The sequence below is a fragment of the Enterococcus sp. DIV1283b genome, from assembly GCF_051710965.1.
In the GTDB taxonomy this organism is placed as follows: domain Bacteria; phylum Bacillota; class Bacilli; order Lactobacillales; family Enterococcaceae; genus Enterococcus_B; species Enterococcus_B lactis.
The window spans coordinates 2,310,145-2,333,696 of sequence record NZ_JBIOLR010000001.1; the positions used below are offsets into that span (position 1 = coordinate 2,310,145).

Genomic DNA, 23,552 nt, shown 5'->3' on the forward strand with positions numbered 1-23,552 from the left:
GTCGTTTACATCCTTGTCAAATAAGTGTTTTTTTATAATAAAAAAACAAATAAAAATTTTTTCATCCACAACTTCAACTGTAAACTTGGATCATTCGTTCATTACCAAAAAGATCCTTTTTTATCGCCACTTTTTTATCTGAAAATGCTTGCTGGAATATTTTTTTTACTGCTTCACCTTGGCGAAATCCGATTTCTAAAAAAATCTTTCCATTTGGTTTTAGTACGCTTGGTGCTTCAACTGCTATTTTTTCATAAACAGCTAATCCATCGTTTTCCGCAAAAAGGGCCATCTTAGGTTCGAATGACCGAACACTTTCATCCATCAGTTCCCATTCATTCCGACTGATGTACGGCGGATTAGAAATAATCACATCAAATCGCCGATCCTGTACTGGTTCCAATGTATTCCCATGGTAAAAACTGATTTTCGTTCCTTCGTGCTGAGCATTTTCTTTCGCGACTTCTAACGCTTCTTCAGAAAGATCTACGGCAGATACATGCCAATCTTTTCTTGCTGCTTTCAAACTAATAGCAATCGCCCCAGTACCTGTCCCAATATCTATCACTTCCAATGGTACATCAGGAGTCTCGTCTAAACACCACTCCACTAACTCTTCTGTTTCTGGTCGAGGAATCAGTGTTGCTTCGGTTACCTTCAACCGATGATCATAAAAATCTGCATATCCTAGCAAATACTGAGGCGGATGATCTGCAAGCAGAAGTCGCAGATCTGTTTCGATCAACTGTTGTTCTTCTTTTGAAATCTCTTCGTTCATATGAAGGAGCCAATCAAGTTTTTTCCATCGTTTTCGTTCCAAAAATAAAAATTGGATACTGTATGCTTCTTTTCCATGTTCCTCTAAAAAAGAAGAAGCCCGTGACAGGACTTCTCGATAGGTCATTTTACCCATTTTGCATAGCTTCCAGTTTTGATGTTTGATCATACATGATCAATGCATCAACGATCTCATCTAATTTCCCTGCTAAAATCTGATCTAATTTTTGGATAGTTAATCCGATACGGTGATCAGTCACGCGATTTTGTGGGAAATTATATGTCCGAATCCGTTCTGAACGATCCCCAGTTCCGACTGCTGATTTTCGATTGGCATCATATTCACTTTGTGCTTCTTGTTGGATCTTATCATACACACGAGCACGCAAGATTTTCATTGCTTTTTCACGGTTCTTGATTTGAGAACGTTCATCCTGCATAGCAACGACAATCCCTGTTGGTAAGTGAGTCAAACGTACAGCAGATGCTGTTTTATTGACGTGCTGTCCGCCAGCACCTGAAGCATGATAGATATCTGTGCGGATATCTTTGTCTTCAATATCAATCTCTACTTCTTCAGCTTCTGGCATCACGACAACTGTTGCTGTGGAAGTATGGATACGCCCTTGCGATTCAGTTGAAGGAACACGCTGGACACGGTGTGCACCACTTTCATATTTTAATTTCGAATAAACATTCTCTCCGGTAATCATCATGATCACTTCTTTGTATCCACCGATCCCGGTAACGTTTGCTTCCATCACTTCTGTTTTCCAGCCTTGTGCTTCAGCATACTTTTGGTACATATTGAAAAGATCACCCGCGAATAAGGCTGCTTCGTCTCCGCCTGCTGCTCCACGGATTTCCATGATGATATTTTTATCGTCATTTGGATCTTTTGGTAAAAGCAGGATCTTGATTTTTTCTTCTAAGACTTCTTTTTCTTTTTTTAACTCAGATAATTCTTCTTTTGCTAGTTCAGCCATTTCATCATCCAGTTTTTCACCAAGCAGTTCTTCTGTATCGGTGATTCCTTGTACTACTTCTTTATAACGACGATAAACTTCGACTGTTTCGCGCGTGTTTGCTTCTTCTTTTGAAAGCTGCATAAAGCGCTTTGTATCAGAAATCACTTCTGGGTCACTTAAAAGTTCTCCAAGCTCTTCATAACGGTCTTCAATTGATTGTAATTGATCGTACATGCTTATTCTCCTTCTGTAATCATTGATGGGTGAAAGTAATGCTTTCGACAAACGGGGTAATAAGCTTCATTTCCGCCAATTTGTACTTGATCGCCTTCATAAACAGGTTTTCCATCAATATAATGTAAATTCATGATTGCTTTTTTGTGGCAGAACCAACAGATCGTTTTCATTTCTTCAATCTTGTCTGCATAAAGCAATAAATATTTTGATCCTTCAAATAACTCGTTTCGAAAATCATTTTTCAAACCAAACGCCATAACCGGAATATCCAATTCATCCACGATTCTCGTAAAAGCAATGACATGTTTCTTTTTTAAGAACTGCGCTTCATCGATCAGCACACAATAGGGTTTGCTTTCCATGTTCTGAATCACGTCAAATACGTCTGTTTCTTCAAATATCGGCATTGCTTCACGTTTCAGTCCGATTCGGCTTGAAACAACGCCTAAACCATCTCTGGTATCAATACCGCTTGTCATCAAGACAACTGGTTTATTTTGTTCTTCATAATTATGTGCGACTTTTAAGATCTCGATCGTCTTGCCGCTATTCATTGCGCCATACTTAAAAAATAGTTGTGCCATGCTCTTTTTCACCTTCCAGTTTGTTCCTATGGTATTATACTTGATTTTCAACATTTTTTACAGTGAGAATTTTCATCAAGCACAGATTATCGTTCAAATCCCTTGCTTACTTTTGTTCCAATTTTTTGACAAGAATTAAACATGGGTTCCATTCATCCCATAAATTTGGAAAAACTTCCAACCTTGAAAATCCTAATGATTCGTAGAAACAAATAGTTTGATCATATATAGAGTAGTACCCCTCGTCTACAGTCTTCACTTGCAAATATTTGTAATGTTTTGCTGCGTAACCTTCTGCTTCTTTAAAAAGTTTTGTTCCTAATCCTTGGTGATGATAGTCTTTTTTTATTCCCATACAATAGATTTCGGCAGTATCTTCACTTGTCTGTGAAAGAGTGATAAAGCCTAAATATTCTTCTTTTCTTTTTTCACACCATAAAGGTAGTTTACTTGATTCCTCGATATATTTTTCCGTTGATTCAGGAAGCCCAAACCACTCAGGCAAGTCTAGTAATATTTCTCGGACACACTTTCCTTTTTCCTCCCTATCTTTTACAAACGATATCGGCATATTCTTTCTAGATTCTCCCTTTTTGAATTGAGTATAGCATGTTTTCTTTCTTTCACGTGCTATAATAAGTTAAAATTCCAAAGTTTTATGTAAGGAGCTATTTGATGACAAAAAATATTTTTGATTCCATCGCTAACCATTATGATTCCCCTGACCGTCAAGCATTAGCCAAGATTATTCGCGAAGAACTAACTACTTATCTACCTCGCGACAGCCACCAAAAAGTCCTTCTGGATTATGGAGGCGGAACTGGGCTTGTGAGTTTACCGCTTGCGGAAAGATTCAAAGAACTGATCATTGCCGATGCTTCGGAAACTATGCTGAAAATGGCAGAAGAAAAGATCCAAGCAGCAGATCTGAAAAATGTCCGCACGATCCACGCTGATGCTTCTGTCGAATTTCCTGCTGTCCAAGCAGATGTGATCCTTCTATCACTCGTACTTTTGCACATTCCTGATACGGAGACTATTCTCATGAAACTTTACGAACTTTTAGCTCCTGGCGGTCAACTGATTATTGTAGATTTTGACAAGAATGAACAAATCAGTCATCCGAAAGTCCATAATGGTTTTATCCAAGAAGAATTGAACGATCGATTGAAAAAAACTGGCTTTGTCTCTACTGCTAGTCATACTTTCCATCGTGGTGAAAAGCTATTTATGAATAAACATGCTTCGCTTTTCTTATCTATCAGCCAAAAAGCTTAAAAAGAGGTCACGACAGAAGTGGGCAGCTTCAAGAAATAAGAAGCTACTTCTGGAACAACGTTTATTCGGAAAAAGAAGCTGTGACAAAATCATGTCACAGCTTCTTTTTATTTTTTCATCAAATGATTTTGATTTCTGAAAGAGGCCAGTAGCGGAAAACAACTTTGCCTTGGATCATATCTTTGTCGACTAACCCAAACATTCGGCTGTCTTTTGAAATCAAACGGTTATCACCCAGAACAAGATACTTTCCTTTCGGCACAGTATATTCAAAATCGCTCGTAAAGGTAGAGGCACTTTCTGCTTGTGCTTGGAACCCTGAACTATAAGCATACTCTCCTTGTAACTTATCTTCTGAAAATTCTTTTTTGAACTTATCTAGATAAGGCTCATCATACTTTTTGCCATTAATGGTCAATTGGTCATTTTCCATCTTGACTGTGTCCCCAGGCATACCAATGATTCGTTTAACAATCATTCGTTCTTCATCCCCTGGTTCCTTCGTAGTAATGATGTCCATTCGTTCATAGTTCGAGATTTTAGATGAAATCAGTCGTTGTCCATCACTTAATGTAGGGTCCATCGAATGTCCGTTTACAGTGACTGGTGTAAACACGTACACTCTAGCTAATAAAATAGCCGCTAATACAAGGATCAGAATCCCCCAATTTTTCAAAAATTCTTTCACAGCTTACCTCCTACTTATATTTCCTCGTTATTTATTACATTTTTTTACGATATTTCATTGTACTCTCTTTATTCTACAATGTTTATAAATGAAAGGAAAGAATAAGTGACGTGTTCGTTCTATTTTTCTCGTTATATAAAAAAGGGGCATGACAAAAGTCATGTCACATCCCCTTATGAATGTCTTCTTCTTTGGCTCCGACTATAAACAACTTGTTCTTCTTGTAATTGTGCTTTTTTTGCAATTAATTTCAGGCGATAAGGCTCATGATAACGCAACCCGTCTTTGACAAAATCACCGCCAACGATGAACAATCCGACAGGTTCCAATGTGTCTTCTGTTGAGCTCAGTCGAATGGTCCCTACTTTTTCCATGTCCGAGTAGCTTCGTCCAATATTTAGAACATACTCTTTCTCTCCTGTTTTCTTGACATAGTAATAAGGATACAACGTATTTCTGTCGACCAAAAATCCATCCATGCGACCGAGTTCATTTGTTTTGATCTCACCATTTCCAATCAAATACCGCATATTCTCGGCTAATTTCAATTGGTAATCTTCGTCATAAGAAACCATGACCTCTTGTGTATTCACTTTATCGATCGAATTTCCATTATTGATTGTTTCTTCTGTCTGGATGTTGAACGCTTCATCAGGCAAATACTTCACAAAAAGCTGCGTGACATCGGCTTTCGTGTTTTTATCTAAAAAGTAATAAAATACATTTAAAACAGTAAAATAAACAAGCACTAGAAATGCAAGTCCATATAAGAAAAATTGAAGATAGTTTTGGTTTTGCCAAAGTCCATAAACAATTCTCAATAAATAAAGCGTGGGGATCACACTTAAAATCGTATATCCACGGTTAAGATATTTAGGACTGATGTCTAAATAGCCAAGGAATTTATGCACCCCATTGATAAGGTCTAGTAAAAATGTCATTGAGAATCACCTGCTTGCTGGTTATACGTTTGTGTATTTCCTGAATCTTGGTTTTGCTGTGCTGTACGTGCGGCATCATCATTTTGCGTGTTATCATCTACAGTCGTACTGCTTGGTATCGTTTCGGAGCTAGCACTTGTATCCGGACTTGTACTTGGATTGGTTGAATCCGATGGAGTGCCATCTGGTACCGTATTACTTGTTTCGCTTGAGCTGTCAGTTGTATATGTCTCATCATACGACGAACTAGTTGTTGTATCGTCCCATGTACTTGTCGTAGTGGTTTCATTCAAACTTTCCGTTGTTGTTGGTTCAGATGTCGAGACTGAAGTAGTTGGTGTTGTTTCTTCTACAGTACTAGAACTTGAACTTGGTGCACGGTAGCTGGAACTATTCACAATACCTGTAGTAGTCGCGACAATCGTCGAGATTGTTAATACAGCGATTGGCTTCAAAATAGGTGCTACTTTTCGCATCTTATCTCTTCCTTCATTGAAATTTATTCTTGTTTCCTTACTTTACTACGGACAAATTATACAGTCTACCTTATTTCTACCATAAATTCTTTATTTTTTTCTTACGTTTTTCCGAAAGATTTCTTTAATTTTCATCAAAAACTACGGTCGATGTTTTTAAGTAAGCTTTTGCTTCCCGATTGATTTCTTTCAAATCACATCCTTGCTGCTTGGCAGCGAACACGCAACCACAATAACATTGGCGGTAGATATCATACTCTTTGCACATTTGCAAAGAGCGTTCATAGCCTTTGTTTTTCTTGAAATCACTTGGCAAATATTGTGTCCCGTAAATCTTTTGGATATCCATTCCGATTTGATTGATCAAGGCTGCATTTTTCTTTGGTGAGATCGTCAGGGCACTTCCAAAGTAATCGTATCCTAGTTCTTGCGCTTTTTGCGCAACAAGATCTAATCGCATATTGAAGCATGCACTGCAGCGAGCACCACCTTCTTTTTCGTCTTCAAGATGGTTGGTTAAAACCATTTTGGTGAATTCACTTGGACGGTATTCATCAACAATCAGCGCTACATGATGGTCAGTTTTCTCATTAAATTGGTCTACAAATCGTTTTTGTTCATGTAATCTCCGCAAATACTCACTTTTAGGATGGATATTCGAATTTGAAAAAAATAACGTGATATCTGCATATTGAGACATGAATTCCAACGTGTGCGTACTGCAAGGAGCACAGCATGTATGTATTAATATCTTAGGCTTTACTTCTTCTTTCTCCCATTGCATGATCATTTTTTTCAGAACTGTGTCATAATTTATTTTTTGATTTTTCATTTTTTCTACGATTTGTTGGGCATTGATCAATTTGTTATTCCTCCTCCTTCTTTTTTCTAGGATTTGCTTTATTATAAGCCATTTCTATTTTAATCGAAAGCTGTATTGTTATCTGTTTAATAATTTCTTTGAGTATTCCTGATTCCCCTTGTATACTGGTAGAAACGACTATTGTCAGGAGGATAGTACTGTGCATGTTGATTTATTCTTTCGAAGGCTGCAGCGGCGAGGACAGAAGTTTGCTGCCAATCATTTCTCATCGATCCAAATCATCGTTTTTTATTATATATTGATGACGGTCTTATCACTCGTTCTATTTTATCTGCCGATTTTTCGCGAACCAGATAGCCATGTTTCTTTTGTGGACATGCTGTTCATGGCAATCAGTACAGTGAGTGTGACTGGACTATCGACTTTTGATATCAATTCTGTGTTCAATGATAACGGTATTATACTGCTAGAAGTATTATTTCAAGTTGGTGGTTTGGGGATCATGATGATTTCTACTGCTTTTGTCATTTTTTCTAAACGACGAATCACGTTGAAACAGCGGCAGCTGATCATGACAGATATGAATCAACCGCGTTTGTCTGGTATCGTCCGACTGATCCGGATTACTTTTGCTATTTTAATCTGGTTTCAATTACTTTTTGGGACATTCTTTTCTATTTATTTTTATTACAGAGGCTATTTTGATCGTTGGCGTGATGCCGTTTTTTACGGTTTTTATCAGGCGATATCGGCTGTCACGAACTCTGGATTTGACGTCACTGGGGATTCCATCAAGCCCTTTGCACATGACTATTTTTTCTTGATTCTGATCATGTTTTTGATTTTTGTCGGCGGAATTGGTTTTCCTGTATTGATGGAGTTTCGGGAGTGGCTGTTATATAAACGTTCCAGTGCAAAGCTTCCATTTCGTTTTTCCTTGTTTACCAAATTAGCCGTGTTGGCTTTTGTCATCTTATTTGTTTCGGGAACTATCTTAATTTATCTATTGGAAAAGGACCATTTATTCCAAGATTCCAGTATGAGTGTCAAATGGATCAATTCGATGTTTTATTCGATTACAACTCGTAATGCCGGTCTCCAGATTCACGATTTGGGTGATTTTCAGATCACGACACTGATTATTTTTTCTTTACTGATGTTTATCGGATGCAGTCCTAGTTCTGTAGGAGGCGGGATACGAACAACTACTGTAGCGATCATCGGTTTGTATCTATACTCCTTCCTCAAGAGTGAGGATAATATCAATATTTTTGGACGGAGAATCGATCAAGATGATGTGCGAAAATCAGTCGTTGTCTTTATGCTTTCTCTTGGTATGTGTTTCTTTTGTATCGTTTTTTTATCTGCTACAGAGGACCAAACACTGATCTCGATCATCGTCGAAGTAACTTCTGCTTTTGGAACAACTGGTTTATCCTTAGGAATTACCGGCGACTTATCTGTTGTAGGTAAAATCACGATTGCTGCCCTGATGTTTATTGGGCGGATTGGAATGCTGTATACATTGATGCTGTTCGTACCAAAAGAAACCCGAGATCTGGGCTATGAATATCCAAGTGAGAAAATCATTATCGGATAAAAGTAACGATAACTGCAAAGCCTCCCACTGATATGCTTATCTGGTTCCTTGTCAAAAGACAGTTCGGATAAGCTTTTTTTGTGTTCGACAGATGAAGTAAGAAAGCAAAAAAACATCGAAGAAAATCGTTCATCTTCTCTTCGATGTTCATCAATAGTATTAGCCAGCTGATACGTCATAGACTTTTTAATTGAGCGAAGCACTAAGGGAAACTTTTTTTTGATTCCTCTCTGCGTTTTGCTTGTGTAAGTCGTTATTGACAGTATGGCTTCTATTTTTACCTTTGTCTACTGCATCTAGCAGGCTTCTCTTTTGCAGCTTCTCTGTTTCCTCCCATTTTTCGTCTGTTGTATTTGTCGTGTCCTTCTGTGTGCTCTCCTTCGTATGCGTTGAAACAGGATGTTCTGTGGCAAGCGCTGATTTTTCTTGTGTCTTATCCAAATGAGGACTTAACCAGTATTGTTCTGGATTGAACAAAAACCCTAACGACAAGTTTAGAAACATCATTCCTTTGTCCTCTTCTAATTTCTTGCTGCTAAGGTCTCTTCGCACGCGTGGTCGTACGTCAAAATCTCTTCCTTGGGAAAGGTCTCTGATAATCGTCGTGACCATTTCCGCATCCTCCAACTGTAAATTTGCTCGCAACATATTCATTTTCTTTTTCATTTTCTTTTCATTAGAAGTCAATGCTTTCGCCACAGCTTCTTTCGATAGCTTCGGCAATTTCTGATATTCTGCTAATCGGTCTACGAAATTCTCAAAACAAGGAGATGATAGTGCATCACTAAAATTATTTTTGTAATCTTTTAGCACGTCTTGTCCACTACTAGCAAAATTTTTTGGTCTCCTCCTATAAAATATGAGATCGTCCGTGTATGAACTAAGATGTGTTGTTTCATGTATGATCGTCTCAGATGGGACTGATCTTAACTCTAAATGTGGTATTATACCGGGATCTAAATGGAACGCGTCTGCTAAAATGAATATTCTACATTGTGGATCTTGTGGGAATACAAACGCATTTACAATATAACCTTTTGGAAACTCTGACACATAGGATTGTGAAAAATAGTCTCGTTTCAAATCAGTAGTCACGATCCAAACATTTTCAAAACCAATATCTGCCGTTTTTTGGAGGAACTGCTCTCCTTTTTCTGCTATAGATCGTAGTCTCTCGATAATTTTCTTCAATATCTGCTCTTGATTAGGCACATTCTCCAATTCGAACATTTGAATCAGGTATTTACCTTCACGAGTGTCAGAAATAGCTTTCTTTCTCGACAATCTTTGGCATGTTTTTTTCATATTGTCATATATTATTTTCGTATTTTCGAATTCTAGTGCAAGCTCGACTTGAAATGGTTTGAGAAAATCTGGTGTCTTGCTTGCATCAAGACCAGCAAATACCCGAAAACTATTCTGAGGATGGGATTTAAGATATTCGCGTGTATACATAAGAAACGAATTATCAATTTGTTTTTGAACTGTAACCTCGATAGGTCGAGTAGGGATGAAGTCATATAATTTTTTCGGCTTTTCCTTCGAATTCACTTTTCTTGCTTGTTGTGGAAGTGGAAGGTATACCTTGGCTTGTCTCAACTTATTCCATTCATCAGCTCTATCTTGAATGACAGGCAATCCATTAATCGTATATTGGCTTTGTAGTCGGGGCCCTGATGTTCCTGGTTTTGATGATCCTGGCTGTGATCCTCCTCTTGGACGTGACGGCTCTGGTTGTATTTTTGGATTTAACGGTTCTATTTTGGGTGAATTTTCCAGAGAAATAGCTGTTTCAATTTGTATATAACTTGCTTCTCTGATACCTCGTTCTTCCTGCCACAGTTTTTTCTCCAAAGGTGTTTCAACCTGGAATTGACCGCTTTCCGGGTGAAATCTCAAAACCGTCATTGGCTCGTTCGCGTCTTTTTTCACTAAATGATATCGTCCAGCTTCCTTATCCAATAAGATGAGTGGCACATAGTGATTTTCTATCTTGATATAAGATCTTCCGGAATCATCTCGCATCAAACCTCGTTCATCTGGCGCAGAAAGATTCATTGGATCTTGTCGAGTTTCGAACTTCTCAAGTTGTTTTCCGATGCTTGTACGGACTTCCTCTGCCATAAAGGGGGACGTCTTTGCTTCGAAATACCACTCCATCCCATTAAAGTTAACAGGAAACAATTCTTCGCCAATCTTCGCATCATAACGCACACCATGTCCCTCAATCGGCGTTTCTCTAACAGGAACCCACTGATCGTTCATTTTTATCAAGAATTGGTCCGGCTCTCCTTCTTCTAACACCGTCCTGATCCGCCCTTCGCCATAAGCCGCAGGGTTTAGATTTTTTTCATCAATCACTTTTTGATTGTCTTTTATCTTGATTGCCACGATATCGATCAGTCGTTTCTGTTCTTCTGAAAATGAGACTGGACCTTTAAACACTTCTAATTGGTTGTTCTTCAATAGATAGTAGTCACCAAAGCCGTTCCCTGTTTGTAGATCCGTCACCCGTACATATAAATGTTCATCTACACGTTTCACCGGAACTTCTGGTCCATTTTTCGGTAGCCGCGCCTTCACAAAGTTCTCTGAGATACTTGGCGTCTGCTTTTCCAGTTTTTCTAGCTTTTCTAAAAGATTTTTTATTTCTGTACTTCGAACTTTCGTGTTTAATTTCGCTAATCCTTTAGCCATCAGTTTACTGCTATCCGTTATCAATTCAACCCCTGGATCGATATAGCGCACAATACTAACTCCGAGTTTGCCTAATTCAACGGAGGTGGGAAGAAAATGCCCGCTGTTTCGTAACGCGCTTCTTAAGCCGCCTCGTGCAATCGCTCTTGCCACACCTAATCCAAATTTTGTACTGAGCGCAACCGCCTCTCCTGCTACTGGGATCAATAATGCAACATCGATCAAACAAGAAGGCACCGCTTTTTCAATATCTTGTTCGATGATTCCTGTCACACAATCATAAAAAGGGACAACATGTGTGAGTACATCGAATGCTTTTTCTAGCGGTGTTTTTTCATCGCCTGACTGATAAAGTTTGTCATACAGTTCGTGGCGGTGTTTATGACTGAGCCTTAACGCAAATACCGATGACTTCCCTTTCTCACTGCTTTGAAAATCCATATTTTTGAATCGTTCACTGTTTAGATTCACGTTAAGAGAGAATGTGTCGTATGTCGGCTCATGACTATTTATTTCAAACAATTGATATTTGACGTATAATGACGGGTCTTGATCTACACGATACACGACATATCCGCCTTCATTTTCCAGTTTTTTCAATCCGTACACACGTTCTTCATCCCCACGTTTAGCTACAAACAGATCAGTCTTCTTCAGATCGGCATCCGTATAAACCGCTTCTGATTTATATTGAATATCTCCTCCCAATCCAATCACAGGAATACGCTTGAATTTTTTTCTTTTTATTTTTGCAGATGCCTCATAAATCTGCGTCTCTTCTGAAAAAAGAAACTGGGATTCATCTTGATCCATCGTTTCCAATGCGAGTTCGATCAGCTTTGTATCTAATTTTGCATAAGCATCTGCCACATTTCCAGTCAAGTCTTTGTACCATTCGTCTAAATTAGGAACTTCCCAGTGCGCTGTCGGGCAAGGATGTCCTCCGCTGATATAGCGAGCGATAGCGTCTGTCTCTGTGACAGGCAGCGCGCCATAATATACCAATAGTGGTGGCGGATACCCTTTTAGTGATGCTTTAGACTTGTAACACTCCCGAATCGTTTCTTCTGCCAGCACCTGTTTCCGCCGCCATTTAAGGGTGGCTTCTTGATAATTTTGAAATAGATGGTCGATCGTTTCTTGTTTTTCAACCAGCTTGAAATAGCCTTTTTGCCAATAGCTGATAAAGGTGCTGAGGGCTACTTCTTTATAGGTTCCTTCGGTCAAAGCTTCACGCAGGCGCTCTGGTTCCAGTTGCGCTGTCGCAAACAATGCAGGCATAAAAATTACCTGCAAATCTTCAAAGTTGAGCTCCTTTTTCTCAGCCACACTATCCAAGAAAGCTGCTCCTAAGGAACTTTTTTCTGATTCATTGATTTTTGTACGATACTCTTCCCGTTCTAGCAGCTTATCACCTGTCAACTGCACGAGCAGTTTCTGATCAGAAACCAGCCGTTTGCCTTCACTTAGATCGTCTGGTCGGTACAAACTCGGCAAGGTTTGTTTGAGTGATGCTTCCCAGAGTGTTTTAAACGTAAATGCCCCCGCCTTCTCTTTTAACGGCAAGTAATCAAACGACAGACCCATCTCATATGGACTGTACTCAAGCTGAGCTCTTAGATGATTGACTGTCATCTTAGAAGGATCGGGCATCGCAACGATGTTTCTAGCTAGATGTTCTTCAAGTGAACAGCCAAGAACATGCTCGAATAGCCACTTTATCACTGTCACTTCGGCATCTTTATCTGAGATTTTCTCTTCTTCTTTTCCTCCGTAAAGATTCAATTCTTTCAAGATCACTTGTGCGAGGGTGTGGAGTTTATCTGTACGAAAAACGGTGTCATCATCCTGATGTAAAAGCCACTTACCCATGGCAACCAGTCGCTTTTCTTTTGTCACCTCCCCAGATAACACACCCTGTTCCTGAAAAAGGCGTTCTACTTGGCTCATCAACTTTTGAGATTGCCATGGATTTTCCTTCTGTGTGGATGTTGGCGGAGCTAAAGAACGTTTTACTCTTGACGTGTCAGGTAAGGCAGTAGAAGATCGTCTATCGAGCTCCATCTCTATTATCCAACGAGACACAATCCCACTTGCCTCTTCTTCTGAGAGGGACTCTTCTTCCTTCTTTCCAAGGAGGATATTGGCTAATTGCTTGATTTTGACATCGTATAATGTCTCCGGTATCGTTTCTTCAAGTGCTGTACTGGCAGAAGTTGTGGGATTTGCAGTTACTTCCTCAAGAGCTGTACTGACGGAACTTGTAGGTTTCGTAGGTGCTTCCTTGAGTAAAAGCCAGTGTGTGATTCCTTTGATCAGCTGTTGCGGTTCATGATTCTCACAAGCAATCCCATGTTCAGTCAAAAAAGAGAAAACTTTTTCACGCTGCTTCTCTTTTTGATCCTCATCAAGTTCAGGAAGTAATTTTTTATTTGGCGGAGGGACTTCAATGTCATTTTCCTGAAGAAAAGTCGCAATTTCTTGCTCGATAAATACCGTCTCAACTGCTTGATCTGTCGTATTTTTGCCCACTTCCTGCTTCTCAAGTATGTCGAAGGTTTTAAAACTATAACCTGCCTGTGCATTATTGTTTTCCCATTGCAACAAATAGAGTCGTGCCTCTATTGGAGACATCTTTTCCCAGTCATTCCGTAATTTAGACAAATCACCTCAGCAGCTAGTTGTTGTCTTACTAGCTTGATCTCGTAATTTTCTCCTGAAAGGATCCACTCTTGTAACTTTTGGACCAGTTCCCTTCGTGTTTGTATATCCTTCACGAAATTTTGATTAACAAGAAGGTACCAAACTTCTTCATTCACTTTTTCTGTTTTTTCCCGTGCATCAAACAGCTCTTCACTATAATAAATAGGAGAGAGCTCCTGCGTTTTGGGTATTGTCCCTGGTAAATTATTGATAAATTCATTGAATAATTGTTTGCCTTCTTTTTGATATTCGTTAAAAGAAGTGATTAGGACGGGATCTGCTCCAGACAGATCATACTGGCTCGTCTTATCAGTGATTGCTTTGTACGTATAATCTTCTAACCACGTATTGGTTTTCCATTGCAGAAAGATGTCCTGTAATTTATTAGCAGAGATGAATTCTCCCCACCGCACGTTTTCCATTCCATAATTTTTAAGGAGCGTGTAAGCCAAAAAATGTTTTCTTTCCAATTGACTTAATTTATCTAAATCTTTATTTTCCATCCATGTTCGAGCAATCTCTGGTAGTTCACTCTCAGGAGTCGCGTCGTTCGCCAGCTTTTCTTTCATGAAAAATTCTTTAATTTTTTCATTCACGTGACTTGTTTCATTTTTTCTCTGAAAAAGGGCACGATCATAAAAGAAGACCGGTAACGGTTCCTGATAACGTGTGGAAGGCAACTGATCAGTGATGATCGTCTCATTGATGTGATGGACTTGTTCTGTTTCAAGATCAACAGTAGATAACGTTGGGCTATCCAACTGATTGGTTCGCTTATCTACCGACTCATCTGACATCATTGGTTCAGTCATTGCCACATTTTCGTCTGGTGTGTTCTGCTGCTCCTCAGAAATCGGGATGGCTTGCGCGCCTAAGTGTTGGATTACATCCAAGCTTTGGACGAATCCACTTAATAAGTTTCCCAAGTCATTAGTTAACTGCCAAAGCTGTGCAGAGATAGACGCTTCTTCTTGTTTCAAAATAGATTCGCTTTTTAGAGGTCCATCTTGGTTTATCGGCGTTGGGTTATCTGAAAACGTCCGCTTCATCAAATGGATAAAATGATCCATCACCGAACTGCCTAACACGTCTGCTTGGTTTTCTGTGTAGGACGTGTGTTCAAATTGACTGAAAAAATTGTAAAAGGTCGTAGTTAGATCTTCCCAAAAAGCTTTTTCGATGGGCGGTGCGGTCTCTCTTGGAACCAGGCCACTTTGCTTTTGGGTTTCTTCAAATGAAGCTTGAAAAGTCTGTATTAGCTTCTCGGCAGCGTCTTTACCAGAAAAATAATCAGAACTATTTTTATTAGGGTGTTTAGAAAATGATGGAGTGGCTTCATTTGTTTCCTCTGATCGACCGCCATTCAACTTCTGCGATTCAGTGATTGCTGTCTGACGAATGTTTCTGAAATCGGATTGCTTGCGTTCCTTCTCTCTTACACCTTGTTCACTCTGAGACTCAGTCGCTTTATCTGGTAGATGGTTCGAAAACATCGTAATTCCTTGCGCTAACTGCTGGATTTCAAGGCTCCATTGACGTGCGGCATCTGCCAACGTGACAAACTGATTTTGGGATAGGCTTTCTGGATGAAACTCCCTTACTCTTGTCGTATTTGTTGGTGTTTCTTGTCTCCTACGAATAGAACGCGAAGACTTCTGAACATTCTTAGACTGGTTCGGCGGTGGATCCGGCAGTGTAAGCGCACTCAAAATACTGTAGACATAGAGATATCCGCTTAAAGTCTTAAGTCCTTCCCTTGTTGGACGTTGTCCCATGCTTGCAGCAAGCTCATTTAATGCTCTTTGGTTGCGTTCTAGTCCAAATGGAGTCTGTGTTTCACTCGTGTACTTCCCCACCTTAGCTCTGTGTTGGTTGATGTCATTCGGCATTGTTTTTCACTCCTTAGATTTCAATTACTAGAAAAGACAGTCTCATTTCTTTAAATCTGTAAGTTCCATTCTCCTTGTTTTTTTCAATAACTCGAACTAGTCTATGTCACTTCCTTGTATGTGTTAGTTCTTACTCACACGCTTTTCTTAAAACAACATGGTTTTCTTTTTTGCTTGTTTTTTTACGCTCTCCTTTATTAAGTATTTAAACACATTTCAATAGTTCATACTTATATCAACAAAATTTTTTTTTCTGTGGATAGAAAAAAATGGACTGTGATTAAACATTTGTTATTTCTCACTATTCCATTATCTGATGATTGTTTTTTTATGTATACGTCAAAAATATGTTGTGTTATTTATAATAAGAAATACAATGGAATGATTTTTACTTTATCCTAGTATGCTACTTTACTTTATTTACAAAGTTACTTTCATAGATCAAGAATACTTGGCATTTATTGTCGAATCAAAAAAAACAATTTCATCTTTCTTTTCCAAATCTATCTGAAAATAAGCAAAAAAAATGGAAAGAAGCGACCTCTCGTTATCATGAACAAAACCTTATTTTACGGTTAAAAGTCTTTTACCTTCACGAAAAGGATTCTGAAAAAAATCATGTGTTTACCCTTATAAGATACATTTTAAGTTGAACAAACTATTCTAAATAATAACCTTTTCAACTAAAATGATAGAAGAACTAAATATGTTTGATTTGCAAGGGGAACTTACGGCGTTGAGAAGGTAAAACCTGACCCTTTGAACCTAGTGGTTAATACCAGCGTAAAGAGCAAATGCCCTTTTTTTTGATTTTAAGGTACACAAAAAGCACTCATCCCTGTGACCAAACCCAACCAGAAAGGAAGCGAGTGCTTGATGTTTAAAAACTATACTATCTTTATCATTATTCTTTCTGACATAACCTTTTCTTAAGAATAAGAAAAGCAATTTAACCTTTTTTTCAACATATGGTATGATTAGTTGAATTTATTCGTCAGCAAATCGTTTTTGGAGGTTACATAATGGGAATACGCAGTCATTTTGCGATTGCAGTTGGGAAAACGTCGCAATGGGCATTAAAAACTTTTTTTAAAGGCGGATCAAGTTTACCAGGTAAACTAGCGCTGAAAGTCGATCCACATATATTAGATAGCTTGGCAAAAGACTATCAAGTCGTCGTTGTTACCGGAACAAATGGTAAAACATTGACTACCGCTTTAACAGTCAATATTTTGCGCCAGCAATTCGATGAAGTTCTAACCAACCCTACTGGTGCGAATATGGTACAAGGAATTGTATCGACTTTCTTGCAGGCAAAACCAAAAAAAGGACAGAAAAAATTTGCTGTCCTAGAAATAGATGAAGCAAGTTTGAGCAAAGTCACAGAATATATGAAACCAGAACTATTTTTATTTACAAATATTTTCCGTGATCAAATGGATCGGTATGGAGAAATTTATACGACCTATAAAATGATTGTAGACGGTGCCGCAAAGTCACCAAATGCAACGATTATCAGTAACGGTGATTCACCGATCTTCAATTCGATCGAAACAGTTAATCCTAGAAAATATTATGGCTTTGACCATGAAGAAGATCGTGAACAAATGGCGCATTACAATACAGACGGTGTCTTGTGTCCAAATTGTCATCACATCCTGCATTATAAAATGATCACTTATGCAAACTTAGGAAAATATTACTGTCCAAATTGTGACTTCAAACGTCCTGAACTGGATTACCGATTGACTGATATGGTACGGATGGACAATGTTTCAGCAGATTTTGTGATCGATGGTCATGAATATGGAATCGAAGTTGGTGGTATGTATAACGTCTACAACGCTTTAGCAGCTACTGCAGTGGCGGAGTACTTCAATGTCGATCCTGATAAAATCAAACAAGGGTTAGGATATGACGAGAAAGTGTTCGGCCGACAAGAAGTCATCAATATCAATGGAAAGAAATGTACATTAGTACTTGTCAAAAATCCTGTAGGTATCAATCAAGTAATCGATATGATTGGTCTAGCTCCTTATCCATTTTCTTTAGTGGCTTTATTGAATGCCAATTACGCAGACGGAATCGATGTCAGCTGGATTTGGGATGGTAATTTTGAAAACTTTGCCGATATGGATATCCCAGCCGTTATTTCTGGAGGAGACCGTCATACAGATATGACTTTACGTCTGAAAGTTGCCGGGATTCCAGAAAATAAATTGACAGAAACAAAAGAATTACCAGAAGTAATCGAAAAAATCAAAGAATTGCCAACTGAACATGTCTATATCTTAGCTACTTACACTGCTGTATTGCAGCTACGTAAAGAACTAGCGGCTCAAGGATTTATCAAAGGAGGAATGAATCGTGGCTAATTATGAACTCAATATCGCCCACCTTTATGGAAATTTGATGAACACATATGGCGATAACGGAAACCTTTTGATGTTGAAATATGTAGCAGAAAAAATGGGGGTTTCTTGCCATACGGAGATCGTTAGTATACATGAACCTTTTGATGCTGATAAATATGACTTGGTTTTCTTTGGCGGTGGTCAAGACTTTGAGCAACTGATCATTTCAAAAGACATCCAGAAAAAGAAAGATTCTTTGATCAACTATATCGAAAATGATGGTGTCATGTTAGCCATTTGCGGTGGTTATCAATTGCTAGGTCACTACTACATGGGAGCCAACGGAGAAAAGATCCAAGGTATCAGTGCACTGGATCACTACACATTAAGTCAGGAAAATAACCGATTTATCGGTGACATTGTCATCCATAATGAAGAATTCAATGAAACTTATTATGGATTTGAAAACCACAATGGTCGGACTTTCTTAGGTGAAGGTGAACGGCCTTTGGGGAAAGTGGTACAAGGTCAAGGAAACAATGGGGAAGATCAATCCGAAGGTGTCATTTACCGAAATGTCTTCGGTTCTTATTTCCACGGACCTATCCTTGCAAGAAATGAGAAATTAGCAGCTCGCTTGATCCGCCTAGCTTTAGAACAACGTTACGGTAAAGAGTTGGACCTGCCCTATCTTGAAGGACAAACAGCCTAGTTATTCGAAAAAGGGGAATGTGACAAAAGTTGCGTCACATTCCCCTTTTTCGTATCCTATTTTAAGCGACTTGCTTGGCATAACGGTTCACGTTTTGCTTGATATTCCCGATTGTTTTCGGATCATTGATTCCTGTGACTTCTTGGATCAATTGTTCTAAGTTTTCATGGATTTTCATTTCATGCAGTTGACGGCTTTGTTCATCTTCAGGATCATAGTAATTAAAAATAATACCCATTGTTGCCGTTAAATGTGGACAAGTCAAGTTATGTTCTTGTAGTTCTCTCACTGGCCGTGTAAACCGTTCTTGATAACCTAACTTACGTAATGGTGTCCGAGCGACACGTGTGATCGCATCAGAGATATATTTGTTTTGGAAACGATGGATGATTTTTTCAATATACGCATGATGCTGCTCTGCATCAAACCCCCATTTGGCAATCAGCAAACTTCCTGTTTCCTGCAGAACTGATTTTAATTGTGCCACAACTAACGCATCTTGCATTGCTTCATCAATGGTCTGGTAACCTAACAAGGCACCTGTATAAGCGACAGTCGCATGACCAGTATTGACACTAAATAGTTTGCGTTCGATATATGGTTCTAAATCATCTACATATAAAACCCCTTTTAATTGGATTTCTTTATTTTTTCTTTGGCTATCGTCAATGACCCATTCTTTGAAAGGTTCTACTTGGACGAATAAAGGATCTTCATGGTGTTGTAATGGGACAATTCGATCGACTGCTGCATTTGGAAAGCCGATATATTTGTCAGTAAATGATGTTTCTGGAAGATATTTATACACTTCTTTTTCTAGAAATGCTGAACCACCAATCATGTTTTCACAGGCAATGACATCTAAAGGTGTTGTGTTTCCTTCCATTTCTCTTTCTTGGATACCTTTTGCAATCAACTCGGCAATAAAAGGTAAGATATTCGGGCCAATGGCGGTAGTGACTAAATCTGCTTCAGCGATTTCTTGGATTACTTTTTCTGGATTTGTTTGATTGTTGATTCCTTTGACATTTTTTACAGTGATTCTTTCTTTTGATTCATCTGCTAATTCGATTTCGTATTCTTTTCTTTCATTTAAAGCATCAATGATCATGTGATTCACATCTACGAAAGTAATCTCAAATCCATTAGCTGCCAAAACTTCTCCAATAAATCCTCGACCGATATTTCCTGCACCAAAATGTACTGCTCTCATTTTTCTCTCTCCTTAAGCAATTGCTAGATTTTCCGTTACTTCTTCTTTGCTGAGCGCGTCTGCTAGTTGGACAACATTGTCCATATCACTGCAATAAAGTGCGATTTGCTGTACAAGTTGCAGATGCTCATCGCCGACTCCTGCTATACCGAACAAAACAGTCGCAATCTTTTCTTCTTCTTCCGTACCAAAATTGACACCGTCTGGCACCTGTACGACACAGATGCCGGATTTTTTCACATATTTTTTTGCTTCATCTGTTCCATGAGGAATCGCGATAAAATTCCCCATGTAAACAGATAACATGTTGTCTCTTTCTACCATGGCATCGATATATTCCTCATCAACGCATCCTGCTTCTACAAGCTTTTGACCGCAATAGCGGATCGCTTCTTCTTTGGTTTTAAATGATCGATTGAGTTCGATCATGTCGAATGGCAAACTTTGCATGCTGTTTTCCTCCCTTAAGCTGTGTGTTTCAAATATTGTGCAATTGATTCAAATTTTTGTGGGTTGACCATGCTATTAACCGATAAATGAATGGATTGCGGTGCAGCCATCTGTGCTTTTTCTGCTAAACTTTCTTTGGATACGATCAGTGAATCAGGCTCCCCTTTTAACTCCTGGATGTTGACTTTTCGTAACGGGATAGTTAAATGGTTCTTGTCTAATATATCTTTGAGCACGGTCATCCCCATTGTTGCCGACCCTGACCGATCATCGTGGACAAGTAGAATCTCTTTAATTTGTTTGATGTTTGCTGAAAGAAACTCTTCTGTTGGCTCGTTCTTGATTTCAGAAACTGATGGTTCCTGTTTGCTGCTCAATTCTTGAATGATTTCATCATATCGAGGTGAATTCAAAAAGTTTTCTACTGAGACAAAACGCGCGCTCGGTGCTTTTTGTTTTGCTCTTTCTTGTAGTTCGACCTGAGTAACGATCAATGTATTCGAGTCATCTGTCAGTTGGCTGATTGCTTGGTTAGTCACCGTTTGAGGCAAGTCTGCTTCCTGTACTTTTTTTCTCAAGATCGAAGCGCCCATCGCACTTGATCCCATCCCTGCATCACAAGCAAAAATGATTTTTTGTACGCCAGATAGCGCAGTTCCTTGAGGAATACCTTGGGCACCTTTAGATGCTTGTTTAGCTGCTTTTGTCTCTTGCACAGACTTTTCAAAGTCTTCATTTGTATCTTTCGCATCCGCTTTCAAAATCACTGCAGAAATACCGAATGAAACAGCTGCGGCAACAATCACGCCCAAAATAACAGGAAGGTAAGAATTGAACGGTGTCATCGCTAGAATCGCAATGATCGATCCTGGAGAAGCTGGCGCTCTTAGTCCAGCATCCATCAATTGGAAAATGAAACTTCCTGACATTCCTCCGCCTATAACTGATAAGAATAATAACGGTTTCATCATGACGTAAGGAAAATAGATTTCATGGATCCCACCTAAAAAGTGGATGATCATGGCACCTGGTGCTGAAGATTTTGCTGCTCCTTTGCCAAACAAAGTAAAAGCAAGTAATACACCAAGTCCTGGACCAGGATTTGCTTCAAGCAAGAATAGAATAGATTTTCCTGCATCTGCTACTTGTTCAGTTCCTAATGGTGTCAAAATCCCATGGTTGATTGCATTATTCAAAAATAAGATTTTTGCTGGTTCAATAAAAATACTTGTCAATGGAATCAAATGGGCAGATAAAATGATCTCTACACCTTTTGCCATTGCTTGAGTCAATGCATCGACAACTGGACCAATCGCAGAAAAACCTAATAACGCTAATCCAAAACCGATAAGACCTACTGAAAAATTATTGACCAACATTTCAAAACCGGATTTGATCCGTTTTTGGAACAGCTGATCAAACTTCTTGATGGCATATCCACCAAGAGGTCCCATAATCATTGCGCCTAGCATCATTGGAATTTCTGTTCCGACAATCACACCCATCGTTGCAATTGCTCCTACAACTGATCCGCGGTCACCAGCAATTACTTTTCCGCCAGTATAGCCGATCAATAAAGGAATCAGATAAGTTAGCATCGGGCTTACCATGGTAGCAAAAGCTTCATTTGGCAAATAACCATCTGGGATAAATAAAGCCGTTAACACACCCCAAGCAATCAGTGCTCCAATGTTTGGCATGACCATGCTTGATAAGGTACTGCCTAATTTTTGTACCTTCGCTTTTAACGAAATGTTGTTTTTGGGAATCGTCCGTTCCATTTTGTCTCTTCCTCTCTCCTTTTGATACTCTAATTGTATCCGCTTACTAAAAAGAGAAATAGTCGTACTTTGGCACGAAACTTTGTGCCAAAGGTTTGAGAGTGTCTTTAAATAATAAAATTCAAATAAAAAACTGTTTTTTCATAACTTAGTTATTTAATTTATTTAAAATTACTTTAAAAAAACAAATGTAATGGCTTTCTTTTTATTTGTAAATGTTTTATTATGGTATTGAAATAAAAATGAAAGGGAGAATAACAATGAAAGGGAGAATAACAATGAAAAAAACAGTAAAAATTAGCATTGTTTCTGTTGCCCTCGCCACATGCTTATTTCCTAATGTAACTTTTGCTGCAGAGCATCCGTTCGAAGAAGTAGACTTATTTAGACAAAGAGAAGCGATTGTTCGTAAGACTGGTAGACAGTCTTTTTATCGAGATCCTTCCATCGGTTGGGGAGCAGTTAATGTGTTAACATGGCGTTCCTATTGGTTTACGAATAGTATACGTGAAATTAGTCGAAATACTACCAGAATTGATAAAGGATTCAGTTTAGATACCTATTATTACACATGGGAATATCAAGTTCGTTAATTCTTTATTTTTCAAAGCCTGTGTTGTATATATGGGAAATTTCCTAATAATGAAGCTAATGTCTATAACACAGCTTTCGTCACACAATCATAAAATGGAGATTTTATTATGACATTACTGATCAAAAACATGAACATGAAACGTGGTAAAAAACGTGTGATTCGACAATTGGATCTTTTAGTAGAATCAGGAGAAGTAGCTGCTTTGATTGCCCCGAACGGATTTGGCAAAACAACTTTGCTGAATGGCATTGCCCAACTGCTGCCAACAATTTATGATCAATTGTCCCTTCACAACATCTCTCCTACTGCTTATACAGATTACCGCCGGTCTTTCTTTTTTCTAGAATCAACGAATCAGTTATCCGACTATCTATCGGCTGTTGATTATTTGACTTTGATCAAATACTATTGGCAGAGCAAAGTAGAATGCCAAACTGTTTTCCAACGATTGAAGATGACTGAGTACCTTACTTTGCCGATTGGAAAAATGTCTCTAGGAATGAAACAACATGTCTTGCTTGCTGCTTACTTGATCAGTGATTCATCTGTCATGTTATTCGATGAACCGTTGAACGGGTTAGACCCAGGAAGTATTGATGTCTTGAATAGGCTGATCAGACAATGGCAGGAGGAGGGGAAGACGATTCTTCTTTCTTCCCACGCTATCGCGAATATCCAATCGATTTGTTCTAAAGCATGTTTTCTAAAAAATGGAGAAATCGTCACAGAATCCTCAAATATGGAAGAGATTTTAGCTATTTATCGTAAATTGTATGAGGTGTAACT

19 protein-coding genes are annotated in these 23,552 nt (G+C 38.7%); 6 read left to right on the top strand and 13 right to left on the bottom strand.

The window, feature by feature from the left end; all coding sequences use genetic code 11:
• Positions 1-73: 73 nt before the first annotated feature.
• The 4 genes from prmC to IGJ53_RS11380 form a co-directional block, all read right to left on the bottom strand.
• Positions 74-913, bottom strand: a complete 840-nt coding sequence (prmC, locus tag IGJ53_RS11365) for a peptide chain release factor N(5)-glutamine methyltransferase (RefSeq protein ID WP_259742152.1) — start codon at positions 911-913, stop codon at positions 74-76.
• Positions 906-1,979, bottom strand: a complete 1,074-nt coding sequence (prfA, locus tag IGJ53_RS11370; protein ID WP_002291519.1) for a peptide chain release factor 1 — start codon at positions 1,977-1,979, stop codon at positions 906-908. Before prfA ends, prmC begins: the two co-directional genes overlap by 8 nt.
• A gap of 2 nt (positions 1,980-1,981) precedes the next feature.
• Complete coding sequence (locus IGJ53_RS11375) at positions 1,982-2,566, bottom strand: thymidine kinase (RefSeq protein WP_002291517.1); 585 nt, start codon at positions 2,564-2,566, stop codon at positions 1,982-1,984.
• A 106-nt stretch (positions 2,567-2,672) separates the two neighbouring features.
• Positions 2,673-3,137, bottom strand: a complete 465-nt coding sequence (locus IGJ53_RS11380) for a GNAT family N-acetyltransferase (RefSeq protein ID WP_010732960.1) — start codon at positions 3,135-3,137, stop codon at positions 2,673-2,675.
• Positions 3,138-3,241: 104 nt separating this feature from the next.
• Between IGJ53_RS11380 and IGJ53_RS11385 the strand changes: the two genes are divergently transcribed.
• Positions 3,242-3,844, top strand: a complete 603-nt coding sequence (locus IGJ53_RS11385; RefSeq protein WP_086311509.1) for a class I SAM-dependent methyltransferase — start codon at positions 3,242-3,244, stop codon at positions 3,842-3,844.
• 118 nt (positions 3,845-3,962) lie between these two features.
• On the opposite strand, the gene lepB is transcribed toward IGJ53_RS11385, so the two are convergent.
• The 4 genes from lepB to IGJ53_RS11405 form a co-directional block, all read right to left on the bottom strand.
• Complete coding sequence (gene lepB / locus IGJ53_RS11390; RefSeq protein WP_002316795.1) at positions 3,963-4,532, bottom strand: signal peptidase I; 570 nt, start codon at positions 4,530-4,532, stop codon at positions 3,963-3,965.
• A gap of 173 nt (positions 4,533-4,705) precedes the next feature.
• Positions 4,706-5,473 (bottom strand): DUF6681 family protein, encoded by a 768-nt coding sequence (locus tag IGJ53_RS11395; RefSeq protein WP_010732958.1) that lies wholly within the window; start codon positions 5,471-5,473, stop codon positions 4,706-4,708.
• Positions 5,470-5,949 carry a hypothetical protein gene (locus tag IGJ53_RS11400; protein ID WP_002294107.1) on the bottom strand — a complete coding sequence of 160 codons (480 nt, stop codon included), beginning with the start codon at positions 5,947-5,949 and terminating at the stop codon, positions 5,470-5,472. Before IGJ53_RS11400 ends, IGJ53_RS11395 begins: the two co-directional genes overlap by 4 nt.
• A 124-nt stretch (positions 5,950-6,073) precedes the next feature.
• A complete protein-coding gene (locus tag IGJ53_RS11405) occupies positions 6,074-6,811 on the bottom strand; it encodes an epoxyqueuosine reductase QueH (protein WP_002310105.1) in 738 nt (245 codons plus the stop codon).
• A 160-nt stretch (positions 6,812-6,971) separates the two neighbouring features.
• Between IGJ53_RS11405 and IGJ53_RS11410 the strand changes: the two genes are divergently transcribed.
• The gene (locus IGJ53_RS11410) at positions 6,972-8,372 is read left to right on the top strand and encodes a TrkH family potassium uptake protein (RefSeq protein ID WP_010732957.1); all 1,401 of its coding nucleotides are present in this window, start codon (positions 6,972-6,974) and stop codon (positions 8,370-8,372) included.
• Between the two features lie 186 nt (positions 8,373-8,558).
• Here the strand turns inward: IGJ53_RS11410 and IGJ53_RS11415 are convergent, their stop codons facing one another.
• The gene (locus IGJ53_RS11415) at positions 8,559-13,733 is read right to left on the bottom strand and encodes a hypothetical protein (protein WP_438750246.1); all 5,175 of its coding nucleotides are present in this window, start codon (positions 13,731-13,733) and stop codon (positions 8,559-8,561) included.
• Positions 13,691-15,661: a QWxxN domain gene (locus tag IGJ53_RS11420; RefSeq protein WP_259742155.1), complete on the bottom strand. Its 1,971-nt coding sequence runs from the start codon at positions 15,659-15,661 to the stop codon at positions 13,691-13,693. Before IGJ53_RS11420 ends, IGJ53_RS11415 begins: the two co-directional genes overlap by 43 nt.
• A 1,022-nt stretch (positions 15,662-16,683) precedes the next feature.
• On the opposite strand from IGJ53_RS11420, the gene IGJ53_RS11425 reads away from it, so the two are divergent.
• Together IGJ53_RS11425 and IGJ53_RS11430 are read left to right on the top strand one after the other, a co-directional pair.
• Entirely contained in the window at positions 16,684-18,036 is a 1,353-nt protein-coding gene (locus IGJ53_RS11425; RefSeq protein ID WP_002287244.1) for a Mur ligase family protein, read from the top strand.
• The gene (locus IGJ53_RS11430) at positions 18,029-18,727 is read left to right on the top strand and encodes a type 1 glutamine amidotransferase (RefSeq protein WP_002315738.1); all 699 of its coding nucleotides are present in this window, start codon (positions 18,029-18,031) and stop codon (positions 18,725-18,727) included. Before IGJ53_RS11425 ends, IGJ53_RS11430 begins: the two co-directional genes overlap by 8 nt.
• Before the next feature lie 61 nt (positions 18,728-18,788).
• Here the strand turns inward: IGJ53_RS11430 and IGJ53_RS11435 are convergent, their stop codons facing one another.
• From IGJ53_RS11435 to IGJ53_RS11445, 3 genes are read right to left on the bottom strand one after another with little or no spacing between them, the layout of a single operon-like run.
• Positions 18,789-19,940, bottom strand: a complete 1,152-nt coding sequence (locus IGJ53_RS11435) for a mannitol-1-phosphate 5-dehydrogenase (protein ID WP_010732954.1) — start codon at positions 19,938-19,940, stop codon at positions 18,789-18,791.
• A 12-nt stretch (positions 19,941-19,952) separates the two neighbouring features.
• A complete protein-coding gene (locus IGJ53_RS11440) occupies positions 19,953-20,390 on the bottom strand; it encodes a PTS sugar transporter subunit IIA (RefSeq protein ID WP_002291499.1) in 438 nt (145 codons plus the stop codon).
• 14 nt (positions 20,391-20,404) lie between these two features.
• A complete protein-coding gene (locus IGJ53_RS11445; RefSeq protein WP_259742156.1) occupies positions 20,405-22,171 on the bottom strand; it encodes a PTS mannitol-specific transporter subunit IIBC in 1,767 nt (588 codons plus the stop codon).
• Between the two features lie 260 nt (positions 22,172-22,431).
• Here IGJ53_RS11445 and IGJ53_RS11450 point away from each other — a divergent pair, with 260 nt between their 5' ends.
• Complete coding sequence (locus IGJ53_RS11450) at positions 22,432-22,764, top strand: hypothetical protein (RefSeq protein ID WP_201064543.1); 333 nt, start codon at positions 22,432-22,434, stop codon at positions 22,762-22,764.
• A gap of 108 nt (positions 22,765-22,872) precedes the next feature.
• Positions 22,873-23,550 carry an ATP-binding cassette domain-containing protein gene (locus tag IGJ53_RS11455; protein ID WP_010732951.1) on the top strand — a complete coding sequence of 226 codons (678 nt, stop codon included), beginning with the start codon at positions 22,873-22,875 and terminating at the stop codon, positions 23,548-23,550.
• Positions 23,551-23,552 lie beyond the last annotated feature (2 nt).